The organism is Pseudomonas sp. BR20 (genome assembly GCF_050780135.1).
Lineage (GTDB): Bacteria > Pseudomonadota > Gammaproteobacteria > Pseudomonadales > Pseudomonadaceae > Aquipseudomonas.
The window spans coordinates 3,778,331-3,794,815 of the sequence record NZ_CP172012.1 but is presented as its reverse complement, the minus strand read 5'-3'; the positions used below and the strand labels follow the sequence as shown (position 1 = coordinate 3,794,815).

Genomic DNA, 16,485 nt, shown 5'->3' with positions numbered 1-16,485 from the left:
TCCGGTAAACCAATCGATGGAGTCGATCTTCACAAGCCGGCGCCTTACCTGTCTGGAAGATTTGAGCAGCGCTTGCGGTACGCGGCGGGCGTGAGGCCGTAAGCGCGGATGAACCAGCGGCCCAGATGGCTCTGGTCGGCAAAGCCCAGGGCAATCGCCACGTCCGCCGGTTGTTCGCCCTTAGCCAGTAAATGCCGGGCGCGGGCCAGGCGCAGTTGCACCAGGTAGGCGTGGGGCGGCAGGCCGAAGGCGCTCTTGAAGGCGCGGGTCAGGCGAAAGCGGTCGACGCCGCACGTCAAGGCCAGTTCGTCCATGCCCACGTCTTGCTGCAGGTGGGCATGCAGGTAGTCCCGCGCCTTATAGGCCACCAGCGGCAAGCGCGGGTCTTCACGGTAGCGGGTGCGCCATAGGAGTTGGGCCGTAAGGCGCTCCAGCAATTGGTCCATGGCGCGCTGGCGCACAATGCGCAGTTCGCCGCTGTGCAGGGTCTGGAACGCACGGCTGGTGGCCAGGGCCAGGCGCGGGTCGCTGGTCACGGTGCTGGCAAACCCCAGTTGACTGTTGAGGGGCGCCTCTTCGAATACCGCACTCACTTCCCGCGCCAGCCACTGCGGGTCGAGGTACAGCATGTGGTAGGTGAAGCCGTCCGCAGTGGGGGCGTCGCCGTCATGCAGTTCGCCAGGCTCTACCAGGAACACCTGGCCCGGTACGCTGTTGTGCCGGGTGCGGCGGCAGTTGAATTGCTGCACCCCTTGTTCGGTGACGCCGACCAGATAGCTGTCATGCCAGTGGGGGTCGTAGGCGTGACCCTCGAAATGCGCGCGCAGGGTCTCGATGCCGGTGTCGGCGTCCTGGGACAAGTCGATCCAATTGTGCGCGGCCATAAAACACCAGCATGCAATGTGTAAGGGTATTAGCGCCTGCCGGCGCCATTGCGTCTAGAAGGTTTGTGCAGCCTAGCCGAACAGCCCGGCGGCGATGTTGATCGAGAACCCCAGGATCGCTGTATTGAACAAAAAGCCGATCAGCGACTGCCCCAGCACCACCTTGCGCATGCCGCGCGTGGCGACGCCGACGTCAGAGGTTTGCACCGCCACGCCGATGGTGAAGGAGAAATACAGGAAGTCCCAGTAGTTCGGCGTCAACAGCCCTTCGGCAAAACGCAGCGCCGGTTCCTTGCCGTTCCAGGTGTAATACAGGCGGGCGTAATGCACGCTGAAAATTACCCCAATCAACAGCCATGAACCGATTACCGTCAGCCCGGTGAACCCGTAGTGCAGCAGGCGCTCGGAAGTGGCCAGGTCTTTGCTGCCCACCAGTTCGAAGGTGATGGTGGCGAGGCTCGCGATGGCGGCGATGCACACGGTGAACAGTACCAGCCCGGCGTTCTCGTCCTCGATTTCGGCGATGCGCTTTACATCGTCGGCCCTGGCACGGCTGGTCAGCCACAGCATCAGCACCAGGTAAGTCCAGACTCCGGCGTTCCAGCCAATGAGGATTTTGCTGGCGAGGGTGTCGGCTGGTGCCAGGATGCCTACGACAAGGCCGAGCACGGCGGCGGCGGAGAGGCGAGGGTGGGTGCGGGCAAGGAAAGGCATAGAGGCTCCCCGAAAGACAGGGGAGCCACTATAGCGTATTCACACAAAAACAGAGGGAACTCCATGATAGTGTGTGATTGTGGCAGGTGACGCACCGAAGCGGTTATTTGACGGGCTGAACTGAGAACTCCAGCTTTTCAAATGTGTACTCGTGGCCCAAGTCATCAGATCGAACCTTGAAGTGGCCAGTGCCGCTCACGGTATTGCCTTGCTGATCATATTCAAATGTGATTTTCCCGCTCTCCGCATATCCACGGACAGGCTCTTCTCCACCCAAAAAACGATTAAAGTGAATGCGAGCTTTGTTGCGCTCATAAGATTCGGATACTTCAAGTGATCCTGAAGTCTGATTTTGGACTGGTATTAAAAGGACGAGAAAATTTCCATCCCAGTTAGCGTCATCGCCCCTCACCGCCAACAAAGCACCATCGGTTGATGAGTACCGCGACATCATGACTTCCGTCGCGCTGAATTTTTTAGTTAGCGTGGTATCAGCGGTAATACTGCCCTTATATTGATTGTTGTCAGTCGTCATTTTAAAACCCTCTACTTGGTTTTGAATGAGTGACGTAACTGGACCCGCATGGCACTGGGTTATTACGCGCCAGAGCAGCTTAGAGCAATGTAGAACATTTCAAAACTGTCAAATATGACAGTCTTGAAATGTGCCTCTTCAGACCCAAAAGATATAAGTGATTCAGGGCTTGTTGATCGCAACCTTACGCTTTGTCAACTTCATCACCACTACAAAGAACACCGGCACAAACACCACCGCCAGGGTCGCGGTGATCATCCCGCCGATCACGCCGGTACCAATCGCCTGCTGGCTCGCCGAACTGGCACCGGTGGCAATCGCCAATGGCACCACGCCGAGGATAAACGCCAGCGAGGTCATGATGATCGGCCGCAACCGGAGTCGTGCGGCTTTGAGGGTGGCGTCGATCAGGTCTTCGCCCTGGTCATACAGGTCCTTGGCGAACTCGATGATCAGGATCGCGTTCTTCGCCGACAAACCGATGATGGTGATCAGGCCGACCTTGAAAAACACATCGTTGGGCATGCCCCGCAAGGTCACCGCCAGCACCGCGCCGAGCACGCCCAGCGGCACCACCAGCAGCACTGAAGTCGGGATCGACCAGCTTTCATACAGCGCCGCCAGGCACAGGAACACGATCAGCAGCGACAGGCCCAGCAGTATCGGCGCCTGTGAGCCAGACAGTCGTTCCTGCAATGACAATCCCGTCCACTCCTGGCCCAGGCCCGCCGGCAGCTGGCTGACCAGGCGCTGGATTTCTTCCATCGCCTCACCGGTGCTGTGGCCGGGTGCCGCCTCGCCGGAAATGGCGATGGCGGGGTAACCGTTGTAGCGCGTCAGTTGTGCCGGGCCCTGGGTCCATTTGGCGACAACGAATGCCGACAGCGGCACCATCTCCCCGGCCTTGTTGCGCACGTGGATCTTCATCAAATCCGCCACCTGGCTGCGCTGGTCACCTTCGGCCTGCACCACCACCCGCTGCATGCGGCCCTGGTTGGGGAAGTCGTTGACATAGGCCGAACCGATGGCGGAAGACAGCACATTGCCCACATCCGCAAACGAGACACCCAGCGCGTTGGCCTGCTTGCGGTCGACCTCAAGCTGCACTTGCGGCGCCTCGGCCAGGGCACTTTCGCGCACGTTGGTCAGGATCGGGCTTTTCTCGGCAGCGGCGAGCAATTCGGTACGTGCCGCCATCAACGCCGCATGGCCAACACCGCCACGGTCCTGCAGGCGGAACTCGAAACCGCTGGAGGTGCCCAGGCCATCCACGGGAGGCGGCAGGACTGCATAGGCGATCGCGTCCTTGAGCGCGCTGAAGGCCATGTTGGCGCGGTCGGCAATCGAGGCGGCGGAGTCATCGCTGCCGCGTTCCGACCAGTCCTTGAGCGTAGTAAACGCCAGCGCGGCGTTTTGCCCGGAGCCGGAGAAGCTGAAACCCATGATCATGGTGGTGTCACCCACCCCGGGCTCACCGGCGTTGTGCGCTTCGATCTGCTCGGCCACCTGCACCGTGCGGTTCTTGCTCGCACCCGGCGGCAGCTGGATGTCGGTGATGGTGTAGCCCTGGTCTTCCACCGGCAGGAACGAGGAGGGCAGGCGACTGAACATCAGCCCCAGGCCCACCAGCAGCACCAGGTAGATCAGCAGGTATCGCCCGCTGCGCTTGAGCGCATAGGCCACCCAATCTTCGTAGCGGTCGCTGAGTTGCTCGAAGCGTTTGTTGAACCAGCCGAAGAACCCGCCCTTGTTATGGTGCTCGCCCTTGGCAATCGGCTTGAGCAGCGTGGCGCACAGGGCCGGGGTCAAGGTCAGGGCAAGGAACGCCGAGAACAGGATCGAGGTGGCCATCGACAGCGAGAACTGCTGGTAGATCACCCCCACCGAGCCGGCCATGAACGCCATCGGCAGGAACACCGCGACCAGCACCAGGGTAATGCCGACGATGGCGCCGGTGATCTGGCCCATGGCTTTTTTCGTCGCGTCCTTGGGCGACAGGCCCTCGGTGACCATGATCCGCTCGACGTTCTCCACCACCACAATTGCATCGTCCACCAGGATGCCGATGGCCAGCACCATGCCGAACATGGTCAGCACGTTGATCGAGAAGCCCAGCAACAGCATGGTGGCGAAGGTGCCCATCAGCGCGATCGGCACCACCAGCGTCGGGATCAGCGTGTAGCGCACGTTCTGCAGGAACAGGAACATCACCGCAAACACCAGCGCCATCGCTTCGAGCAGGGTGTAGACCACCTTGGTGATCGAGACCTTGACGAACGGCGAGGTGTCGTACGGGATCTTGTATTCCACATTGGCCGGGAAATAGCGCGACAGCTCGTCCATCTTCGCCCGCACCAGGGTCGCGGTGTTCAGCGCATTGGCCCCCGGCGCCAGTTGCACGCTGACGGCGGTGGACGGCTTGCCGTTCAGCCGCGTGGAAAACTGGTATTCCTGGCTGCCCACTTCTACCCGCGCCACATCGCCGATGCGTACCGTGGAACCGTCCGGGTTGGCCTTGAGCACAATGTCGGCGAATTCCGCCGGCGTGGACAATTGGCCCTTGACCAGGATCGCGGCGGTAATTTCCTGGGTCCTGGTGCCCGGCAAGTCGCCGATGCTGCCGGCCGAGACCTGGGCGTTCTGCGCACTGATCGCGGCGTTCACGTCGGCCGGTGTGAGGTTGAAGCCGATCAGCTTCTGCGGGTCGATCCAGATGCGCATGGCGCGTTCGGCACCGTACAACTGGGCCTTGCCCACCCCGTCCAGGCGCTTGAGTTCGTTCATCACGTTGCGCGCCAGGTAATCGCTGAGCGCCACGTCGTCGAGCTTGCCGTCGCTGGAGGTAAGGGTGACCAGCAGCAGGAAGCCGGCGGAGACTTTCTCCACCTGCAAACCCTGCTGGGTCACGGCTTGGGGCAGGCGTGGCTCCACCGCCTTGAGGCGGTTTTGCACATCGACCTGGGCCATTTCCGGGTTGGTGCCGGGCTGGAATGTGGCGGTAATCGTCGCCGAGCCGAGACTGCTCTGGGATTCGAAATACAGCAGGTGATCGGCGCCGTTGAGCTCCTGCTCGATCAGGCTGACCACGCTTTCATCCAGGGTCTGGGCCGAGGCGCCCGGGTACACCGCGTAGATTTCCACCTTCGGCGGCGCAACGTTGGGGTACTGGGCCACCGGCAATTGCGGGATGGCCAGCAAGCCGGCCAGCAGGATAAACAGAGCGACCACCCAGGCGAAGATCGGGCGGTCAATAAAGAACTGCGGCATTGTCAATGATCCTTATTGGCCGGAAGCCTGGGCAACGGGTGTGGGGCTGTCATCGACCTGGACTTTTTCACCGGGGCGCGCGTGCTGCAGGCCTTCGACGACGATACGGTCGCCGGGCTTGAGGCCGTGGCTGACCACCCAGCGGTCAGCGATCACCGCACCCAGTTCTACCGGCTGCTGGCTGACGGTCTGCTCGGCGTCGAGCAGCAGCACCATGGGGATGCCGGCGCTGTCGCGGGTGATGGCGCGTTGCGGCACGCTGATACCTTGTTTGTCGACGGCTTGCTCCAGGCGTACCCGCACGAAGCTGCCGGGCAGCAGGTCGAGGTCCGGGTTGGGAAACTCGCTGCGCAGGATGATCTGCCCGGTGCCCGGGTCGACGCTGATCTCGGCGAACAACAACTTGCCCGGCAGCGGGTAGAGGCTGCCATCGTCCTGGATCAACGTGGCCTTGGCCTGGTCCTGGCCCACCTGCTTCAAGCTGCCGGCGCGGAAAGCGCGACGCAGGTCGTTCAGCTCGCGGGTGGACTGGGTAAGGTCGGCGTGGATCGGGTCCAGTTGCTGGATGATCGCCAGCGGCGTGGCTTCGTTCTGACCCACCAGTGCGCCTTCGGTCACCAGGGCACGGCCGATGCGCCCGGAAATCGGCGCGGTCACGGTGGCGTAGCCCAGGTTCAACCTGGCGCGCTCGACGGCGGCCTTGTTGGCGGCGACTTCGGCGTTGGTCTGGCGCACGGCGGCGCGGGCGTTGTCGTAGTCCTGGCCGCTGATGGCGTTGCCTTCCACCAATTGGCTGTAGCGCTGCTCCTGCAGGCGCGCCTGGAACGCATTGGCCTCGGCCTTGCTCAGGTTGGCCTGGGCGCTGTCCAGGTCAGCCTTGAACGGTGCCGGGTCGATGCGAAACAACACGTCGCCCTGTTTGACGTCATGGCCTTCCTTGAAGACCCGTTGCATCACCACGCCAGCGACCCGTGCGCGTACTTCGGCGATGCGCGGCGCGGCGATGCGTCCGCTCAATTCGCTGGTGATGGAGAGGGGCTTGGCCTCAAGGGTTTCGATGCGCACTTTGGCCAGGGGCATTTCTGGCGCTTCGTCGGCGGATTTGTCACAGGCACTCAGGGCCAGCGTCAGGGCCAACAGGCAAAATGGCGCAAACAGATTCTTCGACATGCTCTTATCCCAATATTGACTGGCGCATCCTAAGGTCACCTGCGCCGTGGTGCTGTGAAGCTGTGTAGGTCGTCTGTGAAGAAATGTAAGGTGCGGCGCGCGGGGCGTCGAGGGCGTATATCCTTGCACAATCCTGCAACACACCAACAAACCGCATTATTTGGAAACACCATGCCCAACATCCTCCTGGTGGAAGACGACGCCGCACTGTCCGAGCTGATTGCCAGCTACCTGGAACGCAATGGCTACCACGTCAGTGTGCTCAGTCGTGGCGACCACGTCCGCGAACGCGCGCGCCTCAACCCGCCGGACCTGGTGATCCTCGACCTGATGCTGCCCGGCCTCGACGGCCTGCAAGTGTGCCGCCTGTTGCGCGCCGACTCGGCGGGCCTGCCGATCCTGATGCTCACCGCGCGCGACGACAGCCACGACCAGGTGCTGGGCCTGGAAATGGGCGCCGACGACTATGTCACCAAACCCTGCGAGCCGCGGGTGCTGCTGGCGCGGGTGCGTACCTTGCTGCGGCGCAGCAGTTTGTCCGAGCCGCAGGTGGCCAGCGACCAGATCCTGATGGGCAACCTGTGCATCGACCTGTCGGAGCGCACCGTGACCTGGCGCGAGCAGGCGGTGGAGTTGTCCAGTGGCGAATACAACCTGCTGGTGGTACTGGCCCGGCATGCCGGCGAGGTGCTCAGCCGCGACCAGATCCTGCAACGCCTGCGCGGTATCGAGTTCAACGGCACCGACCGTTCGGTGGACGTGGCCATTTCCAAGCTGCGCCGCAAGTTCGACGACCACGCTGGTGAAGCGCGCAAGATCAAGACCGTGTGGGGCAAGGGCTACCTGTTCAGCCGTTCCGAGTGGGAATGCTGACCGATGTTTCGTGTACTGGTACGCCTTTACCTGATCACTATCATCACCTACAGCGCGGCGATCTTCCTGATTCCCAAGCTGGTGGTCCAACTGTTCGAGCACCGCTACCTGGACTACACCGTCGAGCAGTCCCGGGGCATGCAGAAGCTGATCGTCAAGCAGTACCTGCGCGCGCCGGTGGAACGCTGGTCCCAGGTGACCGAGCAACTGGGCAGTGACTTCGCGCCACTCAAAGTGCAATTGCTGTTGCGCCAGGACGCCAGCTACACCGCGCAGGAAGCGAAACTGCTGGAGCAGGGCAAACCCGTGATTCACCTGGGGGAGTGGGGCTGGATGGAGGACATCAGTTCGCCGCTCAACGAGCAGTTCGTGGTCAAGCTCACCGTCCCGCCGGACCCGCTGGACATGAACCTGTTGTACTGGTCGATGAACGTGCTGGTCGGCGCCGCGCTGCTGGCCTGCCTGCTGTTCTGGCTGCGCCCGCACTGGCGCGACCTCGAACGCCTGAAAAGCACCGCTACGCAACTGGGCAAGGGCAACCTGGCCGAGCGCACACACATCCCGCCCAGCTCCAACATCGGCAGCCTGGCGGCGGTGTTCGATACCATGGCCGACGACATCGAACACCTGCTCAACCAGCAGCGCGACCTGCTCAACGCGGTCTCCCATGAACTGCGTACACCGCTCACACGCCTGGATTTCGGCCTGGCCCTGGCGCTGTCGGAGGATTTACCAGAGGCCAGTCGCGCACGCCTGCATAGCCTGGTGGCGCATATTCGTGAGCTGGATGAACTGGTGCTGGAGTTGCTGTCCTACAGCCGCCTGCAAAACCCGGCGCAATTGCCGGAGCGGGTCGAAGTGGTGCTCGATGAGTTTATCGACAGTGTGCTGGGCAGCGTCGATGACGAACTGGAAAACCCCGAGATCGTCATCGATGTGGCACTCGATTGCGCCGTGGAACGCTTCAACCTCGACCCACGCCTCACCGCCCGCGCCTTGCAGAACCTGCTGCGCAATGCCACGCGTTACTGCGACAGACGCATTCAGGTGGGGGTCAAGGTCTGCGCCAAAGGTTGTGAAATCCGGGTGGATGACGATGGCATCGGCATTCCGCTGGACCAGCGCGAGCGCATCTTCGAGCCCTTTTACCGCCTCGACCGCAGCCGCGACCGCTCCACCGGCGGCTTTGGCCTGGGCCTGGCCATCAGCCGGCGCGCCATGGAAGCCCAGGGCGGCACCCTGACCGCATTGGCCTCGCCGTTGGGGGGCGCACGGTTCAGGGTGTGGTTGCCCACTGCTGCCGATTAGAAAATCCCCTTGGGAAGGCGCACACTGTGCCCCCGCTTTACCCGAGGAGAGATTGGCAATGACTGGTGTTCACGCGTCTGCTCAACAAGGTTTCTCTACCCAGGCCGTCACCTACGCCCAAGGTCGGCCGAATTATCCCAGGCAGCTCACCGGCTGGCTCACGGATGTGCTCGGCGTCGATGCGCACTCATTGGTGATCGACCTGGGCGCCGGCACCGGCAAGTTCACACGCCTGCTCAGCACCCTGGCGCCTACGTTGATCGCCGTCGAGCCGGTGCAGGCCATGGGGGCGCAGTTGACCCGTCTGCTGCCGGACGTGCGCCTGGTCAATGGCACCGCCGAAGCCATCCCCCTGGAGACTGCCAGCGCCGACGCGGTGGTCTGCGCGCAGGCCTTCCACTGGTTCTCCACCCAGGCCGCGCTGGCGGAAATCCATCGCGTACTCAAGCCCGCAGGGCGCCTTGGGCTGGTGTGGAATGTGCGCGATGAATCGGTGGATTGGGTGGCGGCCATCACCGCGCTCATTACGCCTTACGAAGGTGACACCCCGCGCTTTCACTCCGGGCGCTGGCGCGAAGCGTTCAACGGCGAGTACTTTTCCGACCCCGAAATGACGTGTTTCCCCTATAGCCATGTAGGCAGCCCACAGGAAGTGATCATGGATCGCTTCCTCTCCGTGAGCTTTATTGCCGCGTTGCCCGAGGCTGAAAAAGCCCTCGTGACCGAGCAGTTGCGTGGCTTGATCGCCACCCATCCGGCACTGAAAGGCCGTGACACAGTGGCGTTTCCCTATCAAACCCAGGCGTATGTCTGCCGCCGACTGCCATAAAAGGCATAAAGTCAGATCATATTGATATAAGTCGTTATAAGAAAAATCGCTATCCTGCGGCCAGAATTTTATAAGGCCGCAGGTAGCTTTGATGGAAGTGGGTAACTTTGGTTTTGTAATCGCGGGCCTGATCGTTGGTTTTATCGTCGGCATGACCGGTGTAGGCGGGGGCTCGTTGATGACCCCGATCCTCTTGTGGTTCGGCATCAACCCGGCCACGGCCGTGGGCACTGACCTGCTGTACGCGGCCATCACCAAGTCCGGTGGCGTGCTGGTACACAGCAAGAACAAGAACATCGACTGGACCATCACCGGCTGGCTGACCCTGGGCAGTGTGCCTGCGGTGTTGCTGACCCTGTGGTTCCTCGCCAGCCTGCACACCGACCCCAGCGCCATGAACGCGGTGATCAAGCAGGCCCTCGGCGTGGTGCTGCTGCTGACCGCCCTGGCGATCCTGTTCAAGCAGCGCCTGTTGGCGTTCGCCCAGCGCCATGCGGGCGATCACTACCATATGAACCCGCGCAACCTGAATGCGTTGACCGTGGTGACCGGTGCGGTGCTGGGGACCATGGTTGCACTGACCTCCATCGGCGCCGGCGCCCTCGGCACGGTCGCGTTGTTTATCCTCTATCCGTTCCTGGCCACGCGCCGCCTGGTCGGCACCGAGATCGCCCACGCCGTGCCCCTGACCCTGGTGGCGGGCCTGGGCCATGCCGGCATGGGCAATATGGACTGGCACCTGCTGGGCTTTTTGCTGATGGGGTCGCTGCCGGGCATTTATTTCGGCAGCCACATGACCGGCAAAGTCCCGGACGGCGTATTGCGCCCGTGCCTGGCGATCATGTTGATGACCATTGGCTACAAATTGGCCTTCTGAGGCGTACACAGGATTCAAATATACAAGGGCCAAATGTGGGAGGGGGCTTGCCCCCGATGAGGGAGTGTCAGTCACTTATTGGTTAACTGACCCGGCGCTATCGGGGGCAAGCCCCCTCCCACATTTGGATCTTTATCCAGCAGGTAGGCCTCGGTCTGTTTTTGCTCTGGCTTTTGATCTTGATCCTAGGCGCCCCATTAAACACACTGGCCGAACGCAGGCTTGAATCCGTGGGTAACCCGGCAGGACGCCGGGTTAGCCGTCCTGGGCCAGGGCCGCCACAGTTTTGACCCCGCTCAGCCTCAGGCTTTCGCCGGGCCATTGCCGATCTGCCACACAAACGGCGGCTCGGTGCCATTGATCACCCAGTCCCCCACGATCCGCGCCTTGTAGATCACGGGGTTGTGCGACGACACGGTCCGCGCATTGCGCCAATGGCGGTCGAGGGATTTGCCCTGGCGCACATCCGACGCCCCCAGTGCGTTGAACAACTCACTGGTGGCGCGCTGGATCAGCTCCGACACCACCACCTGCGCTGTGGCCGACTCGATTTCGGCCGCTACGTTGGCTTCGCGCTCGACACCCTCATCCCCACCGAAACGCGCCAGGTACGCCCGCTGTGCCGGCACTGCGGCCTTCAACGCGCTGGCTTCGGCGGCGTAGACCAAGGCCGCGACTTCGCCCACCACCTGCTGGATCTGGGCGTCCTGGCTGACATGCTGGGCATTGCCATGGCTGTAGATGCGCTTGCGGCTGCGCACCTGGTGGGCCACATCGCGCAACGCGGCACGGCCGATACCGGCGAGGCTCGCTAACAGTACGAGCTGGTAGAACGCGGTCTGGTATTTGAAGCGGGTCGCAAAGTCGATGACGTTTTCCGCCTCCACCACTGCATCGGTAAAGCGCGAGGTGCCGCTGCCCGTGGTGCGCTGGCCAAAACCGTCCCAGTCATCGCTGTGTTCCACGCCGGGTTGGCGCGCGCGGGTGGCGGCGATCACATCGCTGCCGGTGTCGCTGCGCTGGGCGTACACGTCGATCCAGTCGGAGAAAATACTGCCGGTGCTGTAGAACTTTTCACCGTTGAGTTTCCACCGATCGCCGTCCGGACTGACCTGGGTGACAACGTCACCGATGGCCACGGCGCCGATTTCAGTCCAGGCACAGCCGACGATGTCGCCGTCGACAAAGCGCTTGAACCACAGGTCGCGGCCGGCACTGGGCGGCGCATTCAGGCGGTCTTCGGCAAAGGCGAAATGCCCGCGCAGGGCCTGGGGCACATTGGAGTCGGCCTCTGCCAGTTCGATCAGCAGTTCGAACAGTTGCGGCAGCGAAGCACCGCCACCGCCGTATTCCACCGGCACCCGCACCGCGCCGAAGCCGGCCTCCTTGAGCCATTGGATCGGCTCATGGGGCAGGGCGCGGGTTTGTTCGCGTGCCACCGCGCCATCGGCGATGCGCTGGAAAATCGGACGAAAGCGTGCAGCCAACGTGGGGTAGTCGACGCCGACAGACAGCGGGTTGATAACGTGGTGTTCGGTCATGAGCAAGGCTCCGGGGCAGTGATCGGTACCGGGAGTGATTGCACAGTCCGTGCCGGGTGCCAGGGCCAATGTTTACGGGGGGATGCACGCTGTTTGCTGTTGCTCCAGCAACAGCAAACCGACAAACCGTTGCAATCCCTGACATTGGCATTCCAAGCCTCCCAGCCCCGAATTTGCGTCGCAACCCTTGTGGCGCGGGCGTTTGCCCGCGCCTGGCACGCTTGCTGCTCAACCCCTCAGTACATTCCTTTGTGCGAGGTACCGTTCGATGAGTCAGCAAGCCGTGAAATTTGCCTATTGGGTGCCCAACGTCAGCGGTGGGCTGGTGGTCAGCAAGATCGAACAACGCACCCACTGGGGCATCGACTACAACCGCAAACTGGCGCAATTGGCCGAAGAAGCCGGCTTCGAGTATGGCCTGACCCAGATCCGCTTCACCGCCGGCTATGGCGCCGAGAACCAGCATGAATCCGTGGCATTCAGCCATGCATTGCTGGCCGCGACCACCAAGCTCAAGGTGATTGCGGCGATCCTGCCCGGCCCGTGGCAACCGGCGCTGGCGGCCAAGCAACTGGCGACCATCGACCAGCTCACCAACGGCCGCATTGCGGTGAATATCGTCAGTGGCTGGTTCAAGGGCGAGTTCCAGGCCATCGGCGAACACTGGCTGGAGCACGACGAGCGCTATCGCCGTTCCGAGGAATTCATCCGCGCCCTCAAAGGCATCTGGACCCAGGACGACTTTACCTTCAAGGGTGACTTCTACCGTTTCAACAACTACACCCTCAAACCCAAGCCGCTGGGCCAGCCGGAAGTGTTCCAGGGCGGCAGTTCACGGGCCGCGCGGGACATGGCGGCGCGCGTGTCGGACTGGTATTTCACCAACGGCAACACCCCGGAAGGCATCAAGGCCCAGGTCGATGACATTCGCACCAAGGCTGCCGCGAACAACCATTCGGTCAAAGTCGGCGTGAACGCATTCATCATCGCCCGCGACACCGAGGAAGAAGCCCGCGCCGTGCTCGCAGAGATCATCGACAAGGCCGACCCGGAAGCCGTGAATGCCTTTGGCGACGCGGCCAAGCAGGCAGGCAAGGCATCACCCGAAGGCGAGGGCAACTGGGCCAAGTCCAGCTTTGAAGACCTGGTGCAGTACAACGATGGCTTCAAGACCAACCTGATCGGCACCCCGCAGCAAATTGCCGAGCGCATCGTCGCGCTCAAGGCCGTGGGCGTGGACCTGGTACTGGCGGGCTTCCTGCACTTCCAGGAAGAAGTGGAGTACTTCGGCAAGCGCGTGTTGCCGCTGGTGCGCGAGCTGGAAGCCAAGGCCGGGATTAAGCAGGTGGCCTGACCAAGGTTTTTTCCAGGCGCAGGGCAGGGGTGTGGTCTGCGTAGTAGTCGTTGACCTGGGCGAAGCGCCGGTAGCCGTTGCGTTCATACAGCGCCAAGGCGCCGGGGTTGTCGGTGCGCACCTCCAGGCGCAGGTGCCCGCACCCGTGCGTCACCCCGCAGGCCTCGACATGGCTGAGCAACTGCTTGCCCAGCCCGAGGCCACGCGCGTGCTCGGCAATGGCGATGGAATACAGGCGCGCGAACGCGCTGCGACGACGAAACAGCACCAGCGCATAGCCGAGCAACTGCCCGTCCTGTTCCGCCACCAGCAACTGGCCGTGGGCGCGGCTGATCATCCAGTGAAAACTGCGCGATGAAAGCCGGTCGGTGGTGAAACACTGGTGCTCCAATGCGACTAATGCCGGTACATCGTTGGGTAATGCAACGCGAGAGAAAAGAGCCATATAACCGCCGTAAAAGTTGCGTAACGAAACGGGACTTCCCTAAGAGATCGTGCTTAATAGAAAAGGTCGAGTTCTCTAAAGCGGATCAAATATTATGTCGGCGGTACAAGGTCATTGGCGTGAAGTATCCGAGCAAATCGTCGCGGCGACAATAACATCGAAGGGCTTTTTTTCTGCGCCGCCTCGAAGTAACAGTCAAGTGGTGATCATTGTTGAGCGCAAGGAAGATTGGGCCTCCTACTTTCCCAGCGAAGACATCGTCACCGCCCAGGAATACCTGGAGCAAACCTGGCAGAACGACACAGGCAAGCGTGTGCAGGTGATCAATCTGTGCCGCAGCTACAAGTACCTGGGGCACGGCTACTACTGCTCGTTGCTGGCCGAAGCGCGCGGGCACAAGGTGATTCCCTCGGTGCGCACCATCAGCGAACTGACTAAGAAGTCGCTGTACGGCCTGGCGCTGGATGACTTGGATAAAACCCTTGATAAAGCCTTGAGTCATCACCTCTACAGTAATACCGAAGGGTTTACCCTGACTCTCTACTTCGGCAGGACCAATATAGAACCGTTGCAGGAATTGGCCCGTCAGTTGTTTGAAACCTTTCCAAGTCCGATTCTCTTAGTTGAATTCAGAAAGAACAACGGTTGGCATATCGAAGGGGTGAAGTCCGGCGTACTGCACAAGTTGCGCGACGACCAGGAAGATCAATTCGCCCATGCCCTCGATAACTTCAGCCGCAAGATCTGGCGCCAACCCCGTTCGCGGCGCCTGGCCCGTTATGACCTGGCGATCCTGCACGATCCACAGGAGCAGCTGCCACCGTCCAACGCCCGTGCCTTGGAGAATTTCATCCGCGTGGGTAAGGGCCTGGGCATCGATGTGGAGCTGATCGAGCGCAAGGACTACGCGCGTCTGGCCGAATACGACGCCTTGCTGATCCGCGAGACCACCAGCGTCGACAATCATACTTACCGCTTCGCGAAAAAAGCCGAAAGTGAGGGCCTGGTGGTGATGGACGACCCCGCCTCGATCCTGCGCTGCACCAACAAGGTCTACCTCACCGACCTGCTCAACAGCCATCACCTGGGCATGCCCGCCACCGAGATTCTCTACAAGGAGCGACCGGAAGATTTCGAACGGGTCGGCGAGCGCCTCGGGTTTCCGCTGGTGTTGAAGATTCCCGACGGGTGTTTCTCCCGTGGCGTGATCAAGGTCGAAAGCCAGGAGGCCTTGCTCAAGGCCACTGCCGAGTTGTTCGAGCATTCGGTGCTGCTGCTGGCTCAGGAATTCTTCTACACCGAGTACGACTGGCGCATCGGCGTACTCAACCGCAAACCGATCTTCGCTTGCCAGTACTTCATGTCCAAGGGCCACTGGCAGATCTATAACCACAAGGCCATCGGCCAGGCCATCAACGGCGAATGCCGCACCCTGGCCGTCCATGAAGCGCCCAAGGCGGTGGTGGAACTGGCGGTGAAAACCGCCAACCTGATCGGCGACGGCCTGTACGGTGTGGACCTCAAGCAGTCCGGCGACAAGGTGGTAGTGATCGAGGTCAACGACAACCCCAACCTCGATGCCGGCATCGAAGATGCCTACTTGCAGGACGACCTGTACAGCCTGGTGCTGGAAGAGTTCGTGCGGCGCCTGGAGTTGAAACGCCAGGGCCAGGTCTGGTGACGCGCGATGATTCAGCGCTTTGAACTGACCGATGGAAAGCTGCGCAGCGGGGATAACGATGCGGCCCCGATCCTGTTGTTCAACAACCCCGACCTGGCCGAGCGCGAATGGCTGCGCGATCACCACAAGCTCGACGAGCACGCGTTGGCGTCGGCGCTCGACCCGGACGAAGTCTCACGCATCGAATTTCATCCCGACAACCTGTTCCTGATCTGGAAACGCCCGGAGAACTATTCCGGTGGCGGCAACCTGGTGTTCGAAGTGGCGTCGTGCGGCCTGCTGTTTTCACCCGGCCGCCTGCTGGTGATCGCCACCGATGAAACCCCACTGAGTGGCCTGGGCCAGCGCCGGCCGTTGCACACGCCGCTGGACGTATTGCTCGACCTGCTGCTCAACAACATCCATCACTACCTGGGCCACCTCAAGGTGATCAAGCTGGTTGCACGGGAGTTGCAGCAGCAGTTCAACGCGTCCATGAGCAACCATCACCTGATGCAGATGTTCAGCCTCAGCGAAAGCCTGATCTATTACATCAACGCGCTGCACAGCAACGGCGCCGTGCTGTCGCGGCTGCGCAACCATGGGGAAAAGGAGCACTTCAGTGCCGAGATCCTCGGCCTGATCGATGACCTGATCATCGAGAACCATCAGTGCTACAAACAGGCGGAGATCTATTCCAACGTGTTTTCCGGGCTGATCGATGCGCGCGGCAACCTGATGAACAACAGCATGAACAACCTGTTGCGCAAGCTCACGCTGATCAACGTGGTGTTCCTGCCGCTCAACCTGATCGCCAGCATTGGCGGTATGTCGGAGTTCAGCATGATGACGGCGGGTACGCCGTGGTGGGTGTCGTACCCGTTGTTCCTGGCTGCGATGGGGTTGGGGGCAGGCTTGATGGTGCTAGTGCTCAAGCGGATGGCGGGCGCGACGATGTAAAGGTGGCAATGCATCAGGCACGCCTCTGCGCCTGGTTTGGGGCTGCTGCGCAGCCCAACGCGGGACAA

General features: G+C 61.6%; 13 protein-coding genes and 1 pseudogene. 7 read left to right on the top strand and 7 right to left on the bottom strand.

Annotation, left to right across the window (positions count from 1 at the left end; all coding sequences use genetic code 11):
- Nucleotides 1–44 precede the first annotated feature (44 nt).
- From ACHPFG_RS17540 to ACHPFG_RS17520, 5 genes are all read right to left on the bottom strand, one after another.
- A complete protein-coding gene (locus tag ACHPFG_RS17540) occupies nucleotides 45–884 on the bottom strand; it encodes an AraC family ligand binding domain-containing protein (RefSeq protein ID WP_431699966.1) in 840 nt (279 codons plus the stop codon).
- A gap of 72 nt (nucleotides 885–956) precedes the next feature.
- A complete protein-coding gene (locus ACHPFG_RS17535; RefSeq protein ID WP_431699965.1) occupies nucleotides 957–1,598 on the bottom strand; it encodes a DUF1345 domain-containing protein in 642 nt (213 codons plus the stop codon).
- A 103-nt stretch (nucleotides 1,599–1,701) separates the two neighbouring features.
- Entirely contained in the window at nucleotides 1,702–2,133 is a 432-nt protein-coding gene (locus ACHPFG_RS17530; protein ID WP_431699964.1) for a hypothetical protein, read from the bottom strand.
- Between the two features lie 162 nt (nucleotides 2,134–2,295).
- Complete coding sequence (locus ACHPFG_RS17525) at nucleotides 2,296–5,400, bottom strand: multidrug efflux RND transporter permease subunit (protein ID WP_431699963.1); 3,105 nt, start codon at nucleotides 5,398–5,400, stop codon at nucleotides 2,296–2,298.
- A gap of 12 nt (nucleotides 5,401–5,412) precedes the next feature.
- Nucleotides 5,413–6,570 carry an efflux RND transporter periplasmic adaptor subunit gene (locus tag ACHPFG_RS17520; protein ID WP_431699962.1) on the bottom strand — a complete coding sequence of 386 codons (1,158 nt, stop codon included), beginning with the start codon at nucleotides 6,568–6,570 and terminating at the stop codon, nucleotides 5,413–5,415.
- A gap of 171 nt (nucleotides 6,571–6,741) precedes the next feature.
- On the opposite strand from ACHPFG_RS17520, the gene ACHPFG_RS17515 reads away from it, so the two are divergent.
- The 4 genes from ACHPFG_RS17515 (at nucleotide 6,742) to ACHPFG_RS17500 (ending at nucleotide 10,457) form a co-directional block, all read left to right on the top strand.
- A complete protein-coding gene (locus ACHPFG_RS17515) occupies nucleotides 6,742–7,443 on the top strand; it encodes a response regulator transcription factor (protein WP_053135156.1) in 702 nt (233 codons plus the stop codon).
- Nucleotides 7,444–7,446: 3 nt separating this feature from the next.
- On the top strand, nucleotides 7,447–8,751 hold the full coding sequence (locus tag ACHPFG_RS17510) for an ATP-binding protein (protein WP_431699961.1): 1,305 nt from the start codon (nucleotides 7,447–7,449) through the stop codon (nucleotides 8,749–8,751).
- A 58-nt stretch (nucleotides 8,752–8,809) separates the two neighbouring features.
- Nucleotides 8,810–9,580: a methyltransferase domain-containing protein gene (locus ACHPFG_RS17505; protein WP_431699960.1), complete on the top strand. Its 771-nt coding sequence runs from the start codon at nucleotides 8,810–8,812 to the stop codon at nucleotides 9,578–9,580.
- 91 nt (nucleotides 9,581–9,671) lie between these two features.
- Nucleotides 9,672–10,457 carry a sulfite exporter TauE/SafE family protein gene (locus tag ACHPFG_RS17500; protein WP_027606416.1) on the top strand — a complete coding sequence of 262 codons (786 nt, stop codon included), beginning with the start codon at nucleotides 9,672–9,674 and terminating at the stop codon, nucleotides 10,455–10,457.
- A 302-nt stretch (nucleotides 10,458–10,759) separates the two neighbouring features.
- Here the strand turns inward: ACHPFG_RS17500 and ACHPFG_RS17495 are convergent, their stop codons facing one another.
- Nucleotides 10,760–11,998: an acyl-CoA dehydrogenase family protein gene (locus ACHPFG_RS17495; protein ID WP_431699959.1), complete on the bottom strand. Its 1,239-nt coding sequence runs from the start codon at nucleotides 11,996–11,998 to the stop codon at nucleotides 10,760–10,762.
- 268 nt (nucleotides 11,999–12,266) lie between these two features.
- Here ACHPFG_RS17495 and sfnG point away from each other — a divergent pair, with 268 nt between their 5' ends.
- Complete coding sequence (gene sfnG, locus ACHPFG_RS17490) at nucleotides 12,267–13,352, top strand: dimethylsulfone monooxygenase SfnG (protein ID WP_032886892.1); 1,086 nt, start codon at nucleotides 12,267–12,269, stop codon at nucleotides 13,350–13,352.
- On the opposite strand, the pseudogene ACHPFG_RS17485 reads toward sfnG, so the two are convergent.
- Nucleotides 13,348–13,797: pseudogene (locus ACHPFG_RS17485) on the bottom strand (N-acetyltransferase family protein); the annotation flags it as partial. The gene sfnG and the pseudogene ACHPFG_RS17485 overlap by 5 nt on opposite strands.
- A 94-nt stretch (nucleotides 13,798–13,891) precedes the next feature.
- On the opposite strand from ACHPFG_RS17485, the gene ACHPFG_RS17480 reads away from it, so the two are divergent.
- Nucleotides 13,892–15,478 (top strand): RimK family protein, encoded by a 1,587-nt coding sequence (locus tag ACHPFG_RS17480; RefSeq protein ID WP_131696574.1) that lies wholly within the window; start codon nucleotides 13,892–13,894, stop codon nucleotides 15,476–15,478.
- Nucleotides 15,479–15,484: 6 nt separating this feature from the next.
- Nucleotides 15,485–16,417 carry a magnesium transporter CorA family protein gene (locus ACHPFG_RS17475; protein WP_131696573.1) on the top strand — a complete coding sequence of 311 codons (933 nt, stop codon included), beginning with the start codon at nucleotides 15,485–15,487 and terminating at the stop codon, nucleotides 16,415–16,417.
- Nucleotides 16,418–16,485: the final 68 nt, after the last annotated feature.